The sequence below is a fragment of the Phreatobacter stygius genome, from assembly GCF_005144885.1.
Classification (GTDB): Bacteria; Pseudomonadota; Alphaproteobacteria; order Rhizobiales; family Phreatobacteraceae; genus Phreatobacter; species Phreatobacter stygius.
Genome location: NZ_CP039690.1, coordinates 592,650 through 612,096, shown reverse-complemented (window position 1 = coordinate 612,096; position 19,447 = coordinate 592,650). Strand labels below are relative to the sequence as shown.

Here is a 19,447-nt window from a genome sequence, read left to right as displayed (position 1 = left end):
TGACTAGACGGCCTGGATTTTGATTGGCAGGCGGCACGATCGCCATGTACCGTCAATATCATGCCAAATCCGGTCCAGCCGCGCCAACTTGCCAATCCCCTGGTCGTCGCCGTCGCCTATGACGGGCTCTGCACCTTCGAGTTCGGCGTGGCGGTGGAGATCTTCGGCCTGCCGAGGCCGGAAATGGGCGACAGCTGGTATCGCTTCGCCGTCGCCAGCATCGAGGCCGGCGAACTCCGGGCCACCGGCGGCGTCCGGATGATCGCCGATGGCGGGCTCGACCTGATCGCGACCGCCGGCACGATCATCATGCCCGGCTGGCGCGGCCTCGATCAGCCGGTGCCCGCGGCGCTTGCCGCAGCGCTCAGGACTGCGCATGGCCGTGGCGCGCGCATCCTGTCGATCTGCTCGGGCGTCTTCGTCCTGGCGGCGGCGGGCCTTCTCAGCGGCCGCCGCGCGACCACCCATTGGCGTTACACCGAGGCCTTGCGGCAACGTTATCCCGACATCGCGGTCGTTCCGGACGTGCTTTATGTCGACGAGGGCACGGTGCTGACGTCGGCCGGCAGTGCCGCCGGCATCGACCTTTGCCTGCACCTGATCCGGCGCGATTTCGGAACCGAAGCCGCCAACAAGGTGGCGCGCCGCCTCGTCGTGCCGCCGCACCGGGATGGCGGACAGGCGCAGTTCGTCGAGCGTGCCGTTCCGGTGCCGCATGAGAGGGCGCGGCTCGGGCCGCTGCTCGACCGGATGCGCGAAGAGATCCGCGGCGATTTTTCGATCGCGGCGCTCGCCAGGGCGGCTGGCATGAGTTCGCGCACCTTCCTGAGGCGCTTCGCGGCAGCGACCGGCACGACGCCGGCGAAATGGCTGCTGGCGGAACGGCTGGCGCGCGCCCGCGAGCTCCTGGAAAGCTCGGCCCTGCCGGTCGAGCAGGTGGCCGACATGGCCGGCTTCGGCACGGCCGCCACCCTGCGCCATCATTTCCGTCAGCACCTGTCGACGACGCCGGCCGCCTATCGCGGCATGTTCGGCACGGCGCCGGCTTCGCCTGACGGGTGAGAGCGCGCTCCGGCCCCGCTGGCCGGCGGCCCGAATCGGGCTGTCACCGGTATGGTGGAAAGATCCAGGCAGGGCGGACGGCATGACGGGCGCGGTGATCCACAGGCAGGCGGTCAGGGCGATCCTGCTGACGCCGGACAATGAAGTGCTTCTGATGCGCCTGGTGCTCGAGGGCTTCGGACCGTTCTGGATCGCGCCCGGCGGCGGGATCGAAGCCGGCGAGGGCATGGAACAGGCCATGCGGCGGGAACTGAAGGAAGAGGTCGGCCTCGACCGGTTTGAGATGGGCCCGCTCATCTGGCGGCGCCAGCACACCTTCACCTATGGCGGCCGGCGGCTCTGCCAGCGGGAAGACTATTTCGCCATTCATGTCCGGCGCTTCGATCCGGTCATGAGCGACGAGATCGAAGTCAAGGTGCTGGACAGCTTTCGCTGGTGGACACCGGCCGAGCTGTGCCAGGCCTCGGAGCGGCTGACGCCGCTGGCGCTCGCCGATATCGTCGAACGCTACCTTACGATTGGTCCGCCGCGTGAATTGCCCGAGATCGAGGTCCTGGTGGATTGAACCCAAGGGGCCGCGAGGGCTCGGAGCGAGAGCCTGGTCACCTTGGTCCAAACCCTCTGCCCAAAACTCAGCCGTCGCCGACCGTGATCACCGGGCGCCCGGCCTCGGCGATGCCGGTCGCGACCCGGCCCTGGCAGAACCGTTCGATCAGCGCGACGGCATCGGCCAGGGCTGCTTCGAGCTCGCCCGAGCCATTGGTCTGGATGGTCACCACGGCGCGCCGGGTGGCCGGCGTGATGATCGTGCGGGCGTCCTGGCGCCAGTTCCAGCGCCGGCACAGCACGTGGCGGTCATCGGCATAGACGACCTCGCCGTCCTTCGGCGGATCGTTCGGATCTTCGCCAGCCTCGGCGCCCATGTCGACGAAACTGTCGGAGGCGCGCGCGAAGCGGAAGGCGAGCGGCGGGGCGATCCGGTCGAGGTCGTCGGCGCCGATACAGGCGACCGCCGTGAGCGACACCGCGTTATAGGCGTCGACAAAGGCATTGATGCGGGGCAAGGGCCGCTCGGCCAGCGCGTTCTTCATCAGGCGCTCGACCGAGCAGCGATAGCTGGTCTTCTTGATGCCGAACCCCTTATAGCCGGCACGCCAGGCGGCGATGCCGGGGATCTCGGCGAGTTCGGTTCCGCCATAAGCCAGGCGGGCGGCCTGTTCGCGTTCGGCGATCAGTTGATCGAGGGCGGCCGGCCGCTCGGCCGGAATGGTCAGGCCGTCGCAGACCAGCAGGGCGGCGCGGAAGGCGGGAAAACGGTCGGTCAGTTCGGCGATCGACAGGCTGACGGGCATGGCGGGACCTCGGTTCGTCGATTTCGGCTTAAGCCGCCGGCCGGCATGGCGGCAAGGCATTGCTGCCGTTCACCGCGTCGTTGCGGTCGATCTTCGCGTGGTGACCCGATAGGTTCGGGCGCATCACGGATTCGCCGCAAGGCCGCGCAAGGTTGTCGCCATGATCATTCGAATCGCCTGCCTTGCCCTTGCCTTGTCCTCGGCCTCGGTGCTCGCCCAGCAAGGTGGCGGCGCGCCTCGGGCGGCTGATTTCTCGGGCCAATGGGGCGCCCAGCCCGGCGGTCCGGCCGGCGTCGAGATGCGCATTCGCGGCAACCGGGTGGAGGCGCGCGAGCTGTTCACCACGCCCGGCCAGGACCGCTGCGGCACGCAAGGCCGCGGCCAGGCGCAGGGAGCCTCCGCGCGCATGCAGTTCCAGGGCCGCTGCGCCGACGGCCGGACCACGCCGGCGACCAATTGCACGGTGACGCTGGAGACCCGCGATCGCGTGCGCACCCGCTGCCAGAACGGCCACCAGGCGGTGCTGCACCGGGTTTCGCGTTAGCTTGCGGGCGCCGAACCGGCCGCAGCCGCCGCAAAATCGCGGTTTTCGAGGATGCGCTTCGATGAGCCGTGCCTCGCCAGCGCGATCATTGCGCGGCCGATCTCCTGCGTGGTGGTGACATAGGCCGGGAACAGCCGCCGGAGCAGCGGCGCGAGCGGCGCCAGCACGGTGTAGAGCACCTGGTAGGCCGGCGTGCGCGAGCGGATGCCGTCGAGCGGCTGGACGAATGCCGGGCGAACGGCGAATGCCTTGAACGGCAGTTTGAACAAGTCCTTCTCGGTCCGGCCCTTGACGCGCGCCCACATCCGGCTGCCCTGTTCGGAGCTGTCGGCGCCGGTCGCCGAGACATAAACGAAGGTCATGTCGGGATTGAGCCTCGCCAGCGTTTCGGCGGCGGCGAGCGTGATATCATGGGTGATGTGGGTATAGCTCGCCTCGTCCATGCCGAGCGACGTGGGGCCGAGGCAGAAGAAGCAGGCGTCGATGCCGGTGAGTTCGGCTTCGAGAGTGGAATAGTCCCACAGATCCTTGTGGACGAGGCCGGTGAGTTTGGCGTGGGTGACGCCGGCAGGTCCCCGGCCGATGGCCAGCACGCGTAAGATGCCGGGATCGGCGAGGCATTCGCGCAGGCAGCCCTGGCCGATCATGCCGGTCGCGCCGAAAATCAGGACGTTCATCGGTGGACTGGCCTCACATGCCCATCGAACCAGAAAAAGGGCGCCTCGCGGCGCCCTTGGGTCTCACATGCTGGGATAGTTCGGACCGCCGCCGCCTTCGGGCGTCACCCAGTTGATGTTCTGGGCGGGGTCCTTGATGTCGCAGGTTTTGCAGTGCACGCAATTCTGCGCGTTGATGACGAATTGCGGATCGGTCTTGGCCGCGGCATCGGCATAGACCACCTCGTAGACCCCCGCCGGGCAATAGAGCCTGGCCGGTTCGCCATACATGGGCAGGTTCTTGGCGATCGGGACGCTCGGGTCCTTCAGCGTCAGGTGGACCGGCTGGTCTTCTTCGTGGTTGGTGTTCGAGATGAACACGCTGGACAGCTTGTCGAAGGAAATGACGCCGTCGGGCTTGGGATAGACGATCGGCGTCACCTCGGCGATCGGCTTCAGCGTGGCATAATCCGGCTTGCCGTGTTTCAGCGTGCCGAACAGCGAGAACTTGAACAGCTCGTTGGTCCACATGTCGATGCCGCCGAGCATGACGCCGAAGACGGTGCCGAATTTCGACCAGAGCGGCTTGACGTTGCGCACCTTGTAGAGATCCTGGCCAATGGCGCTGCCGCGCCAGGCCAGTTCATAGGCGCGTGGCTCGTCATTGGTGCGGGCGTCGGCAATGGCGTCGGCGACATGTTCGGCGGCCAGCATGCCGGACAGGATCGCGTTGTGCGACCCCTTGATGCGCGGCAGGTTGACGAAACCCGCGGCGCAGCCGATCAGCGCGCCGCCCGGGAAGGTCAGTTTCGGCACCGACTGGTAGCCGCCCTCGGTGATCGCACGGGCGCCGTAGCTCAGCCGCTTGCCGCCTTCGAGCGTCGCCTTGATCAGCGGATGCTGCTTGAACCGCTGGAACTCGTCGAACGGCGACAGCGTCGGGTTCTGGTAGTTCAGGTGGATGACGAAGCCGACATAAACCTGGCCTTCGTCGGCGTGATAGAGGAACGAGCCGCCGCCGGTCTTCATGTCGAGCGGCCAGCCGAAGGAGTGCTGGACGAGGCCCGGTTTGTGATTCTCCGGCTTGACCTGCCAGACCTCTTTCAGGCCGATGCCGAATTTCGGCGGTTCCTTGCCCTCGTCCAGCTTGAAGCGGGCGATCAGCTGCTTGCTCAGGCTGCCGCGGGCGCCTTCGGCGAAGAGGGTATATTTGCCGCGCAGCTCCATGCCGCGGGTGAAGCGGTCGGTGATCGCGCCGTGCCTGTCGATGCCCATGTCGCCGGTGGCGATGCCGAGCACTTCGCCCTGGGCGCCGTAGAGCACTTCGGCCGCGGCGAAGCCCGGATAGATCTCGACGCCGAGGGCTTCGGCCTTGGCCGCCAGCCATTTCGCCACATTGCCCAGCGAGCCGATGAAATTGCCGTGGTTGTTCATCAGCTTGGGCATGCCGAAATTGGGCAGCCTGAGCGCGCCGGAATGGCCGAGGAAATAGAACCGGTCGTCGCTCACCTGAAGTTTCAGCGGCCGGTCCGGGTCGTTGCGCCAGTCCGGCAGCAGCTTGTCGAGGCCAACGGGATCGATCACCGCGCCTGACAGGATATGGGCGCCGACCTCGGACCCCTTCTCGACCACCACGACCGTCAGATCCGGATTGACCTGCTTCAGCCGGATCGCCGCGGCAAGGCCCGCGGGGCCGGCGCCGACGATGACGACGTCGTAATCCATCGCCTCGCGGGCGGGCAGTTCGATCGGATCGGCAGTTGCTTCAGCGGCCATCGGTGTCCCTTCCGACATCCCTGCGCGTTCGACGCGCATGTTCGACTTTCGCAGGTTTCTAAAGCACGGCCCCGTGCCGATGACAACGCGGCCGGGTGGCGGATGAGCCGCCGGCGTGGGCCCCGATCCGTTAACGATTTGGTAACACCCGTTAACGATGTCTTAACATCGGGCTTGAGCAAAATGGTGAACAATGGATTAATGGCCGTGGGTCGCAGGGCAGTCATCGTTGGGTTTCGGGGGTTTTTTACCCATGCGTCGCGTTGCGTCCTGTTTGTTTTTGCTTGCGTTTTCCGCCTTCACGGTTGGTCTGTCCGGCTTCTCCGAAGCCCAGGCTCAGTCTCAGACACAGTCGCAGCCGGTTCGCCGCACCGCCTCGCTGGCCAGCGGCGCCGCGACATCGGCGCCGATCGGCTGGGTGCAGTTCTGCACCGATAATCCGGCCGACTGCCGCCAGCGCTCGGCCCAGGCCCGCAGCCTGACGCTGACCTCGGCCGCCTTCTCGCAACTGGTCCGGGTCAATCTCCAGATCAACCGCGAGATCGAGCAGGTCGGCGATCTCGAGCATTTCGGGGTCGAGGAATTCTGGACCTATCCGGTCGACGGCAAGGGCGACTGCGAAGATCTGGTGCTGGAAAAGAAGCGCCGGCTGATCGCGCTCGGCGTGCCGCGCGAGGCGCTGCTGATCACGGTGGTGCGCGATCTCAACGGCGACGGCCACGCCATCCTCACCGTGGTGACCGACCGCGGCGACTATGTGCTCGACAACTTCACCAACGAGGTGAAGCTCTGGCACGAGACCGGCTACCGCTTCATCAAGCGCCAGGCGCAGACCGATGCCAACCAGTGGGTGTCGCTGAACGGCGGCGGCTCGAGCCCGGTGCAGGTCGCCATGCCGCGCCGCTGAGCTGAAGCGTTGGATCAATGAGTTTCTCCCCCGGTCGCAGGGGGTTGAGGACGGGGGCCGGGACGAGTCGCAGCGTCCCGGCCTTTCGCTTATGATGGCGCCATGGTTCAGCAACTCACCCCGGACGCCATCGAGGCGCTGCTCGTCTTCTACCGCGATGCCGGTGTCGACCTCGCGCTGAGCGAGACGGCGATCGACCGTTTCGCCGAGGGCGAAGCCGAGCTTGCCGCGCGCCAGGCCGCCGCCGCGGCGCCGCGTGGCGCGCCACGCGAGGAACCGGGCAGGACGGCACCCCGGCCGGTGCCGGTCAGCGCGGTCGGATCGCCGCCGGCGCCGGAAGCCGCCGTCTACGCCGCGCGCGAAGCGGCGCGCTCGGCCGCCGACCTCGATACGCTCAAGCAGATTCTCGAATCATTCGACGGCTGCGCGCTGAAGACGACGGCGTCGCGCACGGTGTTCGAGGACGGTGCCCGCGACGCGCGGGTGATGTTTGTCGGCGAAGCACCGGGGCGCGAAGAGGATCTGGCCGGCAAGCCGTTTGTCGGCCGCTCCGGCCAGTTGCTGGACCGGATGCTGGCGGCCATCGGGCTCGACCGCAGGACCAACGCCTATATTGCCAATGTCATTCCCTGGCGGCCGCCGGGCAACCGGACGCCGACGCCACAGGAAATCGCCATTTGCGAGCCGTTCATCCGCCGCCAGATCGAATTGAAGGCGCCCGACCTGCTGGTTTGTGTCGGCGGCCCGGCGACCGAGACGCTGATGGGGCTGAAGGGCATCATGAAGGCGCGCGGCCGGTTGCAGCCGTTCAGCCTGGGCGATCGCCAGATCCAGGTGATCGCCACGCTGCACCCGGCCTATCTGCTGCGCAGCCCGATCGCCAAGCGGCAGGCCTGGCGCGACCTTTTGACCATCAAGGCGGTGCTGGGGCTGTAGGACCGGCTTCGGCCGGCCGGTAGCGCAGCCGGACGATGCCGGCGCCGAGCACCTTGGAGCTGACCAGGTCGAGCTGGGTCCTGGCGGCCAGCCCCTGGCCGAGCGAAATGCCGTTGCCGGCCAGCATGGGAATGACGAACAGGTCGAGCTGGTCGATCGCGCCGGCCGCGATGAAGGCGTTCTGCAGCCGGGGGCCGCCGACGACCCAGGCCGGCCGGGACGCCGCGGCCTGCCGCAAGTGCCGGACCAGGGCCGGTACGTCGCGGTTCCACGGCGTCACGCGGGCGGGCGGGTCGGCCGGCGGCGCGGCGCTGACGACGATCACCTCGTGGCGCGGGTAGGGCAGGCCGCCGGGACGGGCCAGGCACCGGTCATAGGTCGCGCGGCCCATGACCAGGGTGCCGACGCCGGCGACGAAACGGGCATGGCCGGGGTCGACGGCCTGGAGCGGCTGAAGCCAGTCGACCTCGCCGTCACCGGCGGCGATGAAGCCGTCGAGGCTGACCGCCATCGAACCGACGATCTGCGGAACGGGCGGGGCGGCCAGCCTGGTCATCGTAACTTCAGGATCCCAAAGGTCATGCGGTGATGGGCCGTCGGGCCGTGCAGGGCGATGGCTTCGCGGTGGATCCGCGTGCCGTAGCCCTTGTGCTGTTCGAAGCGATAGTCGGGATGGGTTGCGCCAACATGGCGCATCAGCCGGTCCCGGTGAACCTTGGCGATGATCGAGGCGGCGGCGATCGAGACCACCAGGGCGTCACCGTCGACGATCGCTTCGCCCGATGTGCCGAGCGGCAGGGCCGGCAGGTCGCGGCCGTCGACCAGCACGTGACGGGCGGCGACGCCAAGCCTCAAGACCGCCTCAGTCATGGCGTGCAGGGTCGCCTTGCGGATGTCGGTGCGGTCGATCCGGGCGGGCGAGGCCGAGGCGATGGCGACCGCCCGGGCGGTCGCCATGACGGCCGCGTAGAGCGCTTCGCGGGCGGCCTCGTCGAGCTGCTTGGAATCGGCGAGGCCCTCCGGAATAGCATCCGGATCGAGAATGACGGCGGCCGCCACGACCGGGCCGGCGAGCGGCCCGCGGCCGGCTTCGTCGACGCCCGCCACCGGCACGAAGCCTTGCGCGATGGCACGTCTCTCGATCGAAAAGGACGGAATCTGGATGGCCATGCGGAGCTCGAAATTGGGGCGGGTTGAAATGCTGGATGAACTGGCCGGCGGCCGGGAACGGCCGGTTCCGCCGCTTGCCTTGATGATTCAGCTTTGCGGCCGAAACCGCGTCCGATCAAGCCGTTGAGCCGGGCAATTCAGAAAATGATTCGGGCTGTTCTGTCCGCGAGAATGTGATTCAACGGCTTCACAGGTCGATTCAAGGTTTGCGGCTGGCGATGCCTCGCGCAGTGTCGGGCGGGCTGCCGGCGGCTGCCGTCCGGCGTGTCAGAACAGGCTGAGCTGCTTGGCGGCGGCGGGTCCTTTTCGCTCGGGAGGTGTGAACAATTCGGTTGCGAGCCGCATGCGCCGCTTGCCGAAACCGAGCCGCTGGGCTGCCACTTCGAAGCGCCGGCCGATCATCCAGGCAAACGGGCCGACGCCCTTCTGCCGGACATGGAAGGTCGGGTCATAGTCCTTGCCGTCTCTGACGTCGCGGATCAGCGAGAGCACATGGCGGGCGGCATCCGGCCGGTTGGCCACCAACCATTCGCGGAACAGGTCGCGGATCTCCAGCGGCAGGCGCAGCAGCACATAACCGGCCTCGCGCGCGCCCATGTGGTAACAGGCGTCCAGGATGCGCTCGATCTCGGCGTCGTTGACCGCCGGGATGATCGGCGCCACCAGCACGGCGGTCGGGATGCCGGCCTCCGACAAGAGCCGGATCGCCTCCAGCCGTTTCGCCGGGGTCGCGGCGCGCGGTTCCATCGAGCGGGCGAGCTTGCGGTCGAGCGTGGTCACCGACAGCGCCACCTTGGCCAGCCCCTTGGCGGCCATGCGGGCGAGGATGTCGATGTCGCGGGTCACCAGATGGCTCTTGGTGACGATGCCGACCGGATGATTGGTGCGCTCCAGCACCTCCAGGATGCGCCGGGTCAGCATCCAGCGCTTCTCGATCGGCTGGTAAGGATCGGTATTGGTGCCCATCGCGATGGTGCGCGGCTGGTAGGCGGGATCGGCCAGTTCCTTTTCCAGAAGCTCCGGCGCATTCGGCTTGACGAACAGCCGGGTCTCGAAGTCGAGGCCCGGCGACAGGCCCATATAGGCGTGGGTCGGCCGGGCGAAACAATAGGTGCAGCCGTGCTCGCAGCCGCGATAAGGATTGATCGAGCGGTCGAAGGAGAGGTCCGGGCTGTCGTTGCGGGTGATGATCCGGCGCGCCTTCTCCTCCTGCACGGTGGTGGCGAGTTCGGGCAGTTCGTCGAGCGTGCCCCAGCCGTCGTCATAGGCCTCGCGCGCCTGTTTTTCGTAACGCCCGGTGGCGTTGGTCAGGGTGCCGCGGCCGCGCCGGCGGTCCTCGCCGATGGCCGGTCCGGAGGCGAGGTCGAGCGCGCGCGCCGTGCGCAGGCCGAACAGGTTCGCCGCGGCCGCCTCCATGCCGCCGGCATTCAGCTTGTCCGCGATGCTGGCGTCGATCCGTGCCGCGCTGCTCGCCGAGGTGCGTCCAGATATGCGTCCCATGACCGCGAGAGGTAGCATTCGTCGGCGGCCAAAACAAGAACAAAAAGGGATCAAATAGGAACATTGTCCTGCCACGGCCGGCCGGTCCACAGAAGGCTCTTGTCAGTCCGGCGATAAGGGCATAAAGATATCTTTATATGTGAGTGACAACTGTGATCAAGCTGCCGAGCACCCTTATCAAAGCCCACCCGTTCGACGACGCCGTGGCCGTGCTCCGGGCGGTCGGCGAGCCGACGCGCCTGCGCCTCCTGGCGCTGGCGGCGGAGGCCGAGCTGACGGTCACCGATATGGTGGATATTCTCGGCCAATCCCAGCCGCGCATCTCGCGCCACCTGAAATTGCTGCTCGAGGCCGGTCTGGTCGAGCGGGTCAAGGAAGGTTCCTGGGCATTTTTCCGGGCGAGCGGCGAGGGCGCCGGCGCGCGCGCCGTCCAGGCCCTGGTGGCGCTGGTCGATCCGGCCGACGCGATCCTGGCCAGCGATCGCGAGCGGCTGGCCGAGGTGCGGGCCAAGCGCTCCGACGAGGCCCAGGCCTTCTTCCGCCGCCACGCCGCCGAATGGGACAAGCTGCGGGCCCTGCATGTCGCCGAGGAGCGCGTCGAGCGCGCGGTGAAGGAAGCGCTCGCCGGCCGGCCGGTCAGGGCGCTCCTCGACCTCGGCACCGGCACCGGGCGCATGCTGGAACTGTTCGCGCCCGAGATCGACCGGGGCCTCGGCATCGACGCCAATCCGGAAATGCTGACGCTGGCGCGCGCGGCCCTCGACCGCGCCGGCATCCGCCATTGTTCGGTCCGGGCCGGCGACATCTATGCCCTGGCGCTGCCGCGTGATGGCTATGACGCCGTCATCATCCACCAGGTGCTGCATTTCCTCGACGACGGTGCGCGCGCCGTGCGCGAGGCGGCCCGCGTGCTCCGCCCGGGCGGCCGGCTGGTGATCGTCGATTTCGCGCCGCATGAGGTCGAATTCCTGCGCGAGGCCCAGGCGCATCGCCGTCTCGGTTTCGCCCGCGACGTGATCGAGGGCTGGATGGGCGCCGCCGGCCTCGAACCGACAGCGTTCCGCAACCTCGCGCCGGATCGTGCCGGCGACGACCAGTTGACCGTTTCCATCTGGGTCGCCCGCGACCCGCGTCTTGTGACCGATGCCCCGGCCTTGCCGGGCGTACCAGCCGTCGAGGTTGTTTGATGTCCACCTCCTCCTACAGGCCCAGCCGTTACGTCTCGCGCTCCAGGCTCAAGGTCTCCTTCGAGTTCTTCCCGCCGAAGAACGACGAGATGGAGGCGACCTTGTGGGAATCGATCGAGCGGCTCGCGCCGCTCGCTCCGTCCTTCGTGTCGGTGACCTATGGCGCCGGCGGCTCGACCCGCGAGCGCACCCATTCGACGGTTCAGCGCATCATCAAGGAGACCGCGCTGAAGCCGGCGGCGCACCTGACCTGCGTCGCCGCCACCAAGGATCAGGTGGACGAGGTGATCCGCGACTATTGGGACGCGGGCGTGCGCCATATCGTGGCCTTGCGCGGCGACCCGGCCGGCGGCCTCGGCACGGCTTACGCGTCCCATCCCGGCGGCTATGAGGGCTCGCCCGAACTGGTCGCCGGCATCCGCGCCATTGGCGATTTCGAGATCTCGGTCTCGGCCTATCCCGAGAAGCACCCGGAAAGCGCCTCGATCGACACCGATATCGAGATGCTGAAGCGCAAGGTCGACGCCGGCGCGACCCGGGCGATCACCCAGTTCTTCTTCGATAACGAGGTCTATCTGCGTTATCTCGACCGGGCGCGCGCCGCCGGCATCGCCATCCCGATCGTGCCGGGCATCGTGCCGGTGCAGAACTTCAAGCAGACCGCCGGTTTTGCCGCACGCACCGGCGCCAGCGTGCCGGACTGGCTCGCCCGCCGCTTCGAGGGGCTGGAGAACGATGTCGCGACGCGCAAGCTGATCGCCGCGGCGGTGGCCGCCGAGCAGGTGCTCGACCTGGTCGACCGCGGCGTCACCGAATTCCATTTCTACACGATGAATCGCGCCGATCTGGTCTATGCGGTCTGCCACCTCCTGGGGCTGCGGCCCGAGGACGAGGCGGCGCGCGCCGCCGCCTGAGCTTCCCGTCGTCCTCCGTGCTTCCAGTGCTTCCAGCCTTCGAGTGCCCGATATGACCCAGTTTCCGCCGCGCCATGCCAACGGACCCGACGTGCTGGCCGCCCTGACCAAGGCGGCCGCCGAACGCATCCTGGTGCTCGACGGCGCCATGGGCACGATGATCCAGCGCTACAAGTTCGACGAGGCGGATTTCCGCGGCGAACGTTTCGCCCATTGGAACCACGACCTGAAGGGCAATAACGACCTTCTGATCCTGACCAAGCCGGATGTGGTGGAAGCCATCCACCTGGAATATTTCGAGGCCGGTTCCGACATCGTCGAGACCAATACCTTCTCGTCGACCTCGATCGCCCAGGCCGATTACGGCATGGAGCACCTGGCCTATGAGCTGAACTACGAGGGCGCCAGGCTGGCCAAGGCGGCGGCCAGGACCGCCGAGAGCCGCGACGGCCGGCGCCGTTTCGTCGCCGGCGCGCTCGGGCCGACCAACCGCACCGCCTCGATCTCGCCCGACGTCAACAATCCGGGTTTCCGGGCGGTCACCTTCGACGGCCTGCGCGACGCCTATGCCGAGCAGACCCGCGGCCTGATCGACGGCGGCGCCGACGCCATCCTGATCGAGACCATCTTCGACACGCTGAACGCCAAGGCGGCGCTGGTGGCGGTCGACGAGGTGTTCGAGGAGAAGGGCATCAAGCTGCCGGTGATGATCTCCGGCACCATTACCGATCTCTCCGGGCGCACGCTGTCGGGCCAGACCACGGATGCCTTCTGGTATTCGCTGCGCCATGCCAGGCCGTTCTCGATCGGGCTGAACTGCGCGCTCGGCGCCAAGGAGATGCGCGCCCATATCCATGCCCTGTCGAAGGTCGCGGATACGCTGGTTTGCGCCTATCCCAATGCCGGCCTGCCCAATGAATTCGGCCTCTATGACGAGAGCCCGGAGGCGATGGCCGATCTGGTCGGTGAGTTCGCCACCTCGGGTTTCGTCAATATCGTCGGCGGCTGCTGCGGCTCGACACCCGACCATATCGCGGCGATCGCCAAGGCGGTGCAGGGCGTCAAGACCCGCGCCGTGCCGGTCATCGAGCCGCGGCTCCGGCTCTCCGGCCTCGAGCCCTTCGTGCTGACCCCGGAAATCCCCTTCGTCAATATCGGCGAGCGCACCAACGTCACCGGCTCGGCCCGGTTCCGCAAGCTGATCACCGCGGGCGACTACAACGCGGCACTGGCGGTCGCCCTCGACCAGGTGCAGAGCGGCGCCCAGATCATCGACGTCAACATGGACGAAGGCCTGCTCGATTCCGAGAAGGCGATGATCGACTTCCTCAATCTGATCGCCTCCGAACCCGACATCGCCAAGGTGCCGGTCATGGTCGATTCCTCCAAGTTCGCGGTGATCGAGCAGGGCCTGAAGCGGCTGCAGGGCAAGGGCATCGTCAATTCGATCTCGCTCAAGGAAGGCCGCGAGAAATTCATCGCGGATGCCAGGACCGTGCTGCGCTACGGCGCGGCGGTGGTGGTCATGGCCTTCGACGAGCAGGGCCAGGCCGATACGTTCAAGCGCAAGACCGAGATCTGCAAACGCGCCTACGACATCCTGGTCGACGAGGTCGGCTTCCCGCCGGAAGACATCATCTTCGATCCCAATGTCTTCGCGATCGCCACCGGCATCGAGGAGCACGACAATTACGGCAACGATTTCATCGAAGCCACCGAGTGGATCCGCAAGAACCTGCCGCATGCCCATATCTCGGGCGGCGTGTCCAACCTGTCCTTCTCGTTCCGCGGCAACGAGCCGGTGCGCGAGGCCATGCACTCGGTGTTCCTCTACCACGCGATCAAGCGCGGCATGGACATGGGCATCGTCAATGCCGGCCAGATGCAGGTCTATGAGAACCTCGACGCCGAGCTGCGCGACGCCTGCGAGGATGTCGTCCTCAACCGCAGCAAGGACGCGACCGAGCGCATGCTCGGCATCGCCGAGAAGTTCCGCGGCCACGGCAAGGAGGCGCGGGTGGTCGACCTCGCCTGGCGCGACAAGCCGGTCGGCGAGCGGCTGACCCACGCGCTGGTCAACGGCATCACCGAGTTCATCGAACAGGACACCGAAGAGGCGCGCCAGCAGGCGGCCCGGCCGCTGCACGTCATCGAAGGCCCGCTGATGGACGGCATGAACCATGTCGGCGACCTGTTCGGCGCCGGCAAGATGTTCCTGCCGCAGGTGGTCAAGTCGGCCCGCGTGATGAAGCAGTCGGTGGCCTATCTCCAGCCCTTCCTGGAGCAGGAGAAGCGCGACCTCGGCCTGGTCGACAAGCCGGCCGCCGGCAAGATCCTGATGGCAACCGTCAAGGGCGATGTCCACGACATCGGCAAGAACATCGTCGGCGTCGTGCTCCAGTGCAACAATTACGAGGTCATCGATCTCGGCGTGATGGTCTCGGCGCAGCGCATCCTGGATGAAGCGAAAAAGCATGAGGTCGACATTATCGGCCTGTCCGGCCTGATCACGCCCTCGCTCGACGAGATGTGCCACGTGGCGGCCGAGATGGAGCGCCAGGGTTATGACGTGCCGCTGCTGATCGGCGGCGCGACGACCTCGCGCGTCCACACCGCGGTGAAGATCCACCCGAACTATGCCCGCGGCCAGGCGGTCTATGTCGCGGATGCCTCGCGTGCGGTCGGCGTCGCCTCGACGCTCCTGTCGACCGAGAACAAGCCGAAATTTGTCGCCGATATCAGGGCCGAATACGCCAAGATCGCCGACGCGCATCTGCGCGGCGAGCAGACCAAGCAGCGCCTGCCGTTGAAGGACGCGCGCGCCAACAGCCTGAAGCTCGACTGGGAGGGCTACCAGCCGCCGAAGCCGAGCTTCACCGGTGTCAGGGTGTTCGACGACTATGATCTCGCCGACCTGGTGGCGGCGATCGACTGGACGCCGTTCTTCCAGACCTGGGAGCTGAAGGGCCGTTATCCCGCGATCCTCGACGACGAGAAGCAGGGCGAGGCGGCGCGCGGCCTGTTCAAGGACGCCCAGGTCATGCTCCAGCGCATCGTCGGCGAGAAATGGCTGACCGCGCGTGCCGTGGTCGGCTTCTGGCCGGCCAATGCGGTTGGCGACGACATCGCCGTGTTCACCGACGAGAGCCGCACGGTGTCGCACGCGACCTTCCACACGCTGCGCCAGCAGATCGCCCGCCGCGAGGGCCGCGACCGCGCCCATATCGCTCTATCCGATTATTTCGCGCCGAAGGGCAGCAAGCCCGACTGGATCGGCGGCTTCGTCGTCACCGCCGGCATTGGCGAGGATGCGATCTCGAAAAAATTCGAGGCGGCCAAGGACGATTACAGCTCGATCCTCGCCAAGGCGCTGGCCGACCGGCTGGCCGAGGCGCTGGCCGAGCGCATGCACCAGATCGTCCGCAAGGAGCTCTGGGGCTATGTGCCGGACGAGCGCCTGTCGAACGAGGAGCTGATCCTCGAGCAATATCGCGGCATCCGCCCGGCGCCGGGTTATCCGGCCCAGCCCGACCATACCGAGAAGGACACCCTGTTCCGCCTGCTCGACGCGGAAAAGGCGATCGGCGTGCAACTGACCGAGAGCCGCGCCATGTGGCCGGGCTCGTCGGTGTCGGGCCTCTATGTATCGCATCCCGACAGCGAATATTTCGGCGTCGGCCGGGTCGAGCACGACCAGGTCGTCGACTATGCCGCGCGCAAGGGCTGGACGGTGGAAGAGGCCGAGCGCTGGCTGGCGCCGGTGCTCAATTACGATCCGGGCCTGATGCGCTCGATGAGCCAAGCGGCGGAGTAGTGGCGAATAGCGAATAGCGAATAGCGAATGGGGTGCGCAGCCCGGTGAAGAGCGCCGCGCGAACCCTCGCCCACGTCTTCGTGGGAGAGGGTGGCCGCGGAGCGGCCGGGTGAGGGTGGTTGCGTCAATTGCTGGGTGCGCATTCCGGGCCGAATTGATGGGCGGGGGCTCGTCAAACCCTCACCCGCCGGCTCCGCTCAGGCGAAAGCTCGCTTTTGCCGGGGCACCCTCTCCCGCAAGCGGGCGAGGGTTGCGTGCGACAGGGCCGCGGCCAATGACCACTCGCTACCCTATCGCCTCAGATCGTCACCTGGGTGCCGACCTCGACCACCCGGCCGGTGGGCAGGTGGAAATAGTCGGTCGCCGAGTTGGCGTTGACCGCCATGCCAATGAACACATAGTCCTGCCAGAGCGGCATGCCGAGCTTGCCCGAGGCCTTCAGGTGCCGCCTCGACAGGAAGAACGAGGTCGACATCATGTCGAACTTGATGCCGACCTTCTTGCAGGCGATCAGCGCCTTCGGCACATGCGGGGTTTCCATGTAGCCGAACTTGATCACCAGCTTGGAGAAGCTGTCATTGAGCTTCTCGTAGGAGATGCGCTGGGCATCCGGCACGCGCGGCAGGCCGACGCTCTTCACCGCCAGGAACACGTTGTTTTCGTGCAGCACCTTGTTGTGCTTGAGGTTGTGCAAGAGCGAGGCCGGCGCATAGGCGTGCTCGGAGGTCAGGAACACCGCGGTGCCCGGCACCCGGTGGGGGGGGCGCTTCTCGAAGCTCTTCATCAGGTCGGCGAGCGGCACCTCGATGCGCCGGGTCTTGTCGGCGAGGATCCGGGTGCCCAGGCGCCAGGTCAGCATCAGGAACATGATGGAGCCGCCGAACAGGAGCGGCACCCAGCCGCCCTCGAGCAGCTTCAACAGGTTGGCGCTGAGGAACACCCATTCGATGACCAGGAACGGCACGATCACGCCGGCGGTGGCCAAGAGGCTCCATTTCCAGACATGGCGGATGACCACGAAAGCCATGATCGAGGTGACCACCATGGTGCCGCTGACCGCGATGCCATAGGCGGAGGCCAGGTGCGACGAGGACTTGAACGACAGGACCAGCAGCAGGACCGCGACCAGCAGCATCCAGTTGATGAACGGCAGGTAGATCTGCCCGGCATGTTCCTCGGACGTGTACATCACCTTCAGGCGCGGCAGCAGGCCGAGCTGGATCGCCTGGCGCGACAGCGAGAAGGCGCCGGTCAGCACCGCCTGGCTGGCGATGATGGTGGCCATGGTCGCCAGGATGACCATGGGCAACAAGCCCCAGCTCGGCACCAGCAGGAAGAACGGGTTCTGCACGGTGGAGGGATCGGCGAGCACCATGGCGCCCTGGCCGAGATAGTTCAGCGTCAGCGACGGAAACACCACGCCGAGCCAGGCGTTCTGGATCGGCCGGCGGCCGAAATGGCCGAGATCGGCGAACAACGCCTCGCAGCCGGAGACCGCCAGGAACACCGCGCCGAGCGCCACCAGGCCGAGCGTGCCGTGGGTCAGCAGGAAATGCACCCCATGGACCGGATTGAAGGCCCAGAACACGCCGAAATCGTCGCGGATGTGAATGAGGCCGGCGAGCCCGATACAGATGAACCAGGTCATCATGATCGGCCCGAAGAAGCGGGCGACATGGGCGGTGCCATGGCTCTGCACCGCAAAGAACAGCACGATGACGACGGTGGTGATCGGCAGGATATAGGGATTGAAGACCGGGGTGACGAGCTTCAGGCCTTCGAGCGCCGAGAGCACCGAGATGGCCGGGGTGATCGCGGCATCGCCATAAAACAGCGCCGCGCCGATCACGCCCATCACCACGATGGAGGTGCGGCCGCGGCCGAGCGCCTTCTGGGCCAGCGCCATCAGGGTCAATGTGCCGCCTTCGCCTTCATTGTCGGCGCGCAGCAGGATCAGCACATATTTGATGGTCACCAGGATGATCAGCGCCCACAGGATGAGCGATAGCACGCCCAACACCGTTTCACGCGGGATCGCGGCCAGCGGTTGGGTCGGATGGCCCAGCGCGCCGCCGAGCGCTTCGCGGAACGCATAAAGCGGACTGGTGCCGATGTCGCCATAGACGACGCCGATCGAGCCAACGAACAGCGCAGCGAAGCTCGCCTGCGGCACGTGGCCTGTCGTTTCGGTCTGACCGCCGCCGATCGCGTCGGGCGTCTTCGCGGGGTCGCCGACTTCCGCCGGAACCGTGCTGCCGGCTGCCGCCGTTTCGTTTGCCATGAATAAGACCTTGAGACGGTCGGATGGTTCATCCGGCCCCGTATGACACAGGCTTCAAGCGCCGATCGAGGCCCTCGTGGTTCATCACTTCGCCGATCAGTCGGCTGGTCGTCGCGCTGCCTCGTTGCGGCGCGCGTCATACAGCATTGCACGGTTGTTGATCAACTGGCCATCGCAGAAAAGCCGCAAATCGCCGCATGCCGGCTCCCGGTCGCGCTTCGTTTCAGAGGAGCCAACGGGCCCGCCGGCGCATTGTTCCCGGCGACGGTTTCCAGGCACGACGGGGCCTAGCGGATGCTGGTGTCGGTGCGGCGGGTGATGTCGAGGATGCGCACGCCCTCGGTCGAGGTGGTGCCGGCGCCGAGCGGCAGGGAGGCCGCGGCATCGGCCATGCCGGCGCGGCGCGCCGCGGCCCGGGCCGAATGGCCTTCGGTGCGGGCGACCGGCGCCGCCGATCCGGTGTCGCGCGCCTGGATGCCGGCCTGGATCTCGGTGACCCGGCGCCGCATGTCGGCGGGCAGCCGGCCATAGGAGCGGGCATCGACGAAATCGCTCTGGCGATAGGGGAAACGTGCCGCGCCGGCGAAGACCCTGACGCCATTGTCGGTCACCACGACGTCGCCGGCACGCAGCGTGAAGTCGTGGGTGATCGGCAGGCGGGCGAGCCCGTTGGTCGCCCGGCCCTGGCAGGTGCAGGCCGCGACCGTCGTCTCGCGAAAGCGGAAGGCGGTGGCGAGCCGGGCGTAGGGTTGGCCGCGCGGGCCGCTGGCGTCCTCGATCGCGGCGCCGCCCCGGGCGGTATAGAGCGCCACCTCGGTGCCCGGGCAGAGGCTGTTGCAGGTTGCCTGCTGGTCGCCCTGGCCCTCGCTGGCGCCGGCGGGGGCCGGGAAGAAGAAGCCGTCGCACAGCCGGACGCAATAGGCCCGCGTGCCGCCCGGCATGCGGAAATTGCCGTTCTGGCGCTGGCCGGCCGATGCCTGGTGCGGCCCGGCCGGATTCGCCCGCGGCCTGACGGTGATCAGCGGAACCTCGCGCGGCGGCCCGCCGCCGAACAGCTGGAAACCCGGCCAGGAGCTGTTGCGGGATGGCGCCTCGCCGCGCCGCGCCGCGCGCATTTCGGCGTCGCGCCGGATCACGGCATAGATCTGATCATTGTCCTGGGCGGCGGCCGGCGCGCGCGCGTCCGCCAGTAAGAGACCACTCAACAGGACCGCGGCAAAACCAGAAGCCCGAGCAATCATGAAGCCCCACCTCATCACCCGGCATGTCGGACGATGTCGAACCACTGCAATCGGAAGTCGGCCATTCGGAAAGAAACGGGAGATTGAGGAAGTCTTGGTGTCGTTAG

16 protein-coding genes are annotated in these 19,447 nt (G+C 67.2%); 8 read left to right on the top strand and 8 right to left on the bottom strand.

The features are described from left to right. Positions 1–60: 60 nt before the first annotated feature. On the top strand, positions 61–1,062 hold the full coding sequence (gene ftrA, locus E8M01_RS02885; protein WP_136958726.1) for a transcriptional regulator FtrA: 1,002 nt from the start codon (positions 61–63) through the stop codon (positions 1,060–1,062). Between the two features lie 82 nt (positions 1,063–1,144). Continuing rightward, on the top strand, positions 1,145–1,627 hold the full coding sequence (locus tag E8M01_RS02880) for an NUDIX hydrolase (protein ID WP_246088580.1): 483 nt from the start codon (positions 1,145–1,147) through the stop codon (positions 1,625–1,627). A 67-nt stretch (positions 1,628–1,694) separates the two neighbouring features. On the opposite strand, the gene E8M01_RS02875 is transcribed toward E8M01_RS02880, so the two are convergent. After that, positions 1,695–2,414: a B3/B4 domain-containing protein gene (locus E8M01_RS02875; protein WP_136958725.1), complete on the bottom strand. Its 720-nt coding sequence runs from the start codon at positions 2,412–2,414 to the stop codon at positions 1,695–1,697. Positions 2,415–2,574: 160 nt separating this feature from the next. Between E8M01_RS02875 and E8M01_RS02870 the strand changes: the two genes are divergently transcribed. Beyond that, positions 2,575–2,958: a hypothetical protein gene (locus tag E8M01_RS02870; RefSeq protein WP_136958724.1), complete on the top strand. Its 384-nt coding sequence runs from the start codon at positions 2,575–2,577 to the stop codon at positions 2,956–2,958. Here E8M01_RS02870 and E8M01_RS02865 read toward each other — a convergent pair. Beyond that, positions 2,955–3,635, bottom strand: coding sequence for an NAD(P)H-binding protein (locus E8M01_RS02865; protein ID WP_136958723.1), 681 nt, complete (start codon positions 3,633–3,635; stop codon positions 2,955–2,957). The two genes, E8M01_RS02870 and E8M01_RS02865, sit on opposite strands and share 4 nt — an antisense overlap. A 63-nt stretch (positions 3,636–3,698) precedes the next feature. Then, positions 3,699–5,390, bottom strand: a complete 1,692-nt coding sequence (locus E8M01_RS02860; RefSeq protein WP_246088579.1) for an electron transfer flavoprotein-ubiquinone oxidoreductase — start codon at positions 5,388–5,390, stop codon at positions 3,699–3,701. 274 nt (positions 5,391–5,664) lie between these two features. Here E8M01_RS02860 and E8M01_RS02855 point away from each other — a divergent pair, with 274 nt between their 5' ends. Both E8M01_RS02855 and E8M01_RS02850 read left to right on the top strand, forming a co-directional pair. Then, entirely contained in the window at positions 5,665–6,297 is a 633-nt protein-coding gene (locus tag E8M01_RS02855; RefSeq protein WP_246088578.1) for a transglutaminase-like cysteine peptidase, read from the top strand. Between the two features lie 102 nt (positions 6,298–6,399). Next, on the top strand, positions 6,400–7,233 hold the full coding sequence (locus tag E8M01_RS02850; protein WP_136958721.1) for a uracil-DNA glycosylase: 834 nt from the start codon (positions 6,400–6,402) through the stop codon (positions 7,231–7,233). On the opposite strand, the gene E8M01_RS02845 is transcribed toward E8M01_RS02850, so the two are convergent. From E8M01_RS02845 to E8M01_RS02835, 3 genes are all read right to left on the bottom strand, one after another. Next, a complete protein-coding gene (locus E8M01_RS02845; protein ID WP_136958720.1) occupies positions 7,211–7,789 on the bottom strand; it encodes a dihydrofolate reductase family protein in 579 nt (192 codons plus the stop codon). The two genes, E8M01_RS02850 and E8M01_RS02845, sit on opposite strands and share 23 nt — an antisense overlap. Continuing rightward, complete coding sequence (locus tag E8M01_RS02840; protein ID WP_136958719.1) at positions 7,786–8,403, bottom strand: ribonuclease HII; 618 nt, start codon at positions 8,401–8,403, stop codon at positions 7,786–7,788. Before E8M01_RS02840 ends, E8M01_RS02845 begins: the two co-directional genes overlap by 4 nt. Positions 8,404–8,670: 267 nt before the next feature. After that, complete coding sequence (locus E8M01_RS02835; RefSeq protein WP_246088577.1) at positions 8,671–9,903, bottom strand: PA0069 family radical SAM protein; 1,233 nt, start codon at positions 9,901–9,903, stop codon at positions 8,671–8,673. 143 nt (positions 9,904–10,046) lie between these two features. Here E8M01_RS02835 and E8M01_RS02830 point away from each other — a divergent pair, with 143 nt between their 5' ends. From E8M01_RS02830 to metH, 3 genes are read left to right on the top strand one after another with little or no spacing between them, the layout of a single operon-like run. After that, a complete protein-coding gene (locus E8M01_RS02830; RefSeq protein ID WP_425467698.1) occupies positions 10,047–11,090 on the top strand; it encodes an ArsR/SmtB family transcription factor in 1,044 nt (347 codons plus the stop codon). Continuing rightward, complete coding sequence (metF, locus tag E8M01_RS02825) at positions 11,090–12,004, top strand: methylenetetrahydrofolate reductase [NAD(P)H] (RefSeq protein ID WP_136958718.1); 915 nt, start codon at positions 11,090–11,092, stop codon at positions 12,002–12,004. Before E8M01_RS02830 ends, metF begins: the two co-directional genes overlap by 1 nt. Before the next feature lie 52 nt (positions 12,005–12,056). Continuing rightward, positions 12,057–15,818, top strand: coding sequence for a methionine synthase (gene metH, locus E8M01_RS02820; protein ID WP_136958717.1), 3,762 nt, complete (start codon positions 12,057–12,059; stop codon positions 15,816–15,818). A 298-nt stretch (positions 15,819–16,116) separates the two neighbouring features. Here metH and E8M01_RS02815 read toward each other — a convergent pair whose 3' ends face one another. Beyond that, entirely contained in the window at positions 16,117–18,099 is a 1,983-nt protein-coding gene (locus E8M01_RS02815; RefSeq protein WP_136958716.1) for a potassium transporter Kup, read from the bottom strand. A 287-nt stretch (positions 18,100–18,386) separates the two neighbouring features. Further along, on the bottom strand, positions 18,387–19,340 hold the full coding sequence (locus E8M01_RS02810; RefSeq protein WP_170181747.1) for a DUF2865 domain-containing protein: 954 nt from the start codon (positions 19,338–19,340) through the stop codon (positions 18,387–18,389). Positions 19,341–19,447: the final 107 nt, after the last annotated feature.

Excerpts from the sequence above, each read along its gene's own strand:
- E8M01_RS02860 (WP_246088579.1), bottom strand. The coding sequence starts at position 5,390 with ATGGCCGCTGAAGCAACTGCCGATCCGATCGAACTGCCCGCCCGCGAG.
- E8M01_RS02840 (WP_136958719.1), bottom strand. The coding sequence starts at position 8,403 with ATGGCCATCCAGATTCCGTCCTTTTCGATCGAGAGACGTGCCATCGCG.
- E8M01_RS02815 (WP_136958716.1), bottom strand. The coding sequence starts at position 18,099 with ATGGCAAACGAAACGGCGGCAGCCGGCAGCACGGTTCCGGCGGAAGTC.
- E8M01_RS02850 (WP_136958721.1), top strand. The coding sequence starts at position 6,400 with ATGGTTCAGCAACTCACCCCGGACGCCATCGAGGCGCTGCTCGTCTTC.
- E8M01_RS02865 (WP_136958723.1), bottom strand. The coding sequence starts at position 3,635 with ATGAACGTCCTGATTTTCGGCGCGACCGGCATGATCGGCCAGGGCTGC.
- E8M01_RS02870 (WP_136958724.1), top strand. The coding sequence starts at position 2,575 with ATGATCATTCGAATCGCCTGCCTTGCCCTTGCCTTGTCCTCGGCCTCG.
- E8M01_RS02875 (WP_136958725.1), bottom strand. The coding sequence starts at position 2,414 with ATGCCCGTCAGCCTGTCGATCGCCGAACTGACCGACCGTTTTCCCGCC.
- E8M01_RS02845 (WP_136958720.1), bottom strand. The coding sequence starts at position 7,789 with ATGACCAGGCTGGCCGCCCCGCCCGTTCCGCAGATCGTCGGTTCGATG.
- metF (WP_136958718.1), top strand. The coding sequence starts at position 11,090 with ATGTCCACCTCCTCCTACAGGCCCAGCCGTTACGTCTCGCGCTCCAGG.
- E8M01_RS02880 (WP_246088580.1), top strand. The coding sequence starts at position 1,145 with ATGACGGGCGCGGTGATCCACAGGCAGGCGGTCAGGGCGATCCTGCTG.
- metH (WP_136958717.1), top strand. The coding sequence starts at position 12,057 with ATGACCCAGTTTCCGCCGCGCCATGCCAACGGACCCGACGTGCTGGCC.
- E8M01_RS02835 (WP_246088577.1), bottom strand. The coding sequence starts at position 9,903 with ATGGGACGCATATCTGGACGCACCTCGGCGAGCAGCGCGGCACGGATC.
- E8M01_RS02810 (WP_170181747.1), bottom strand. The coding sequence starts at position 19,340 with ATGATTGCTCGGGCTTCTGGTTTTGCCGCGGTCCTGTTGAGTGGTCTC.
- ftrA (WP_136958726.1), top strand. The coding sequence starts at position 61 with ATGCCAAATCCGGTCCAGCCGCGCCAACTTGCCAATCCCCTGGTCGTC.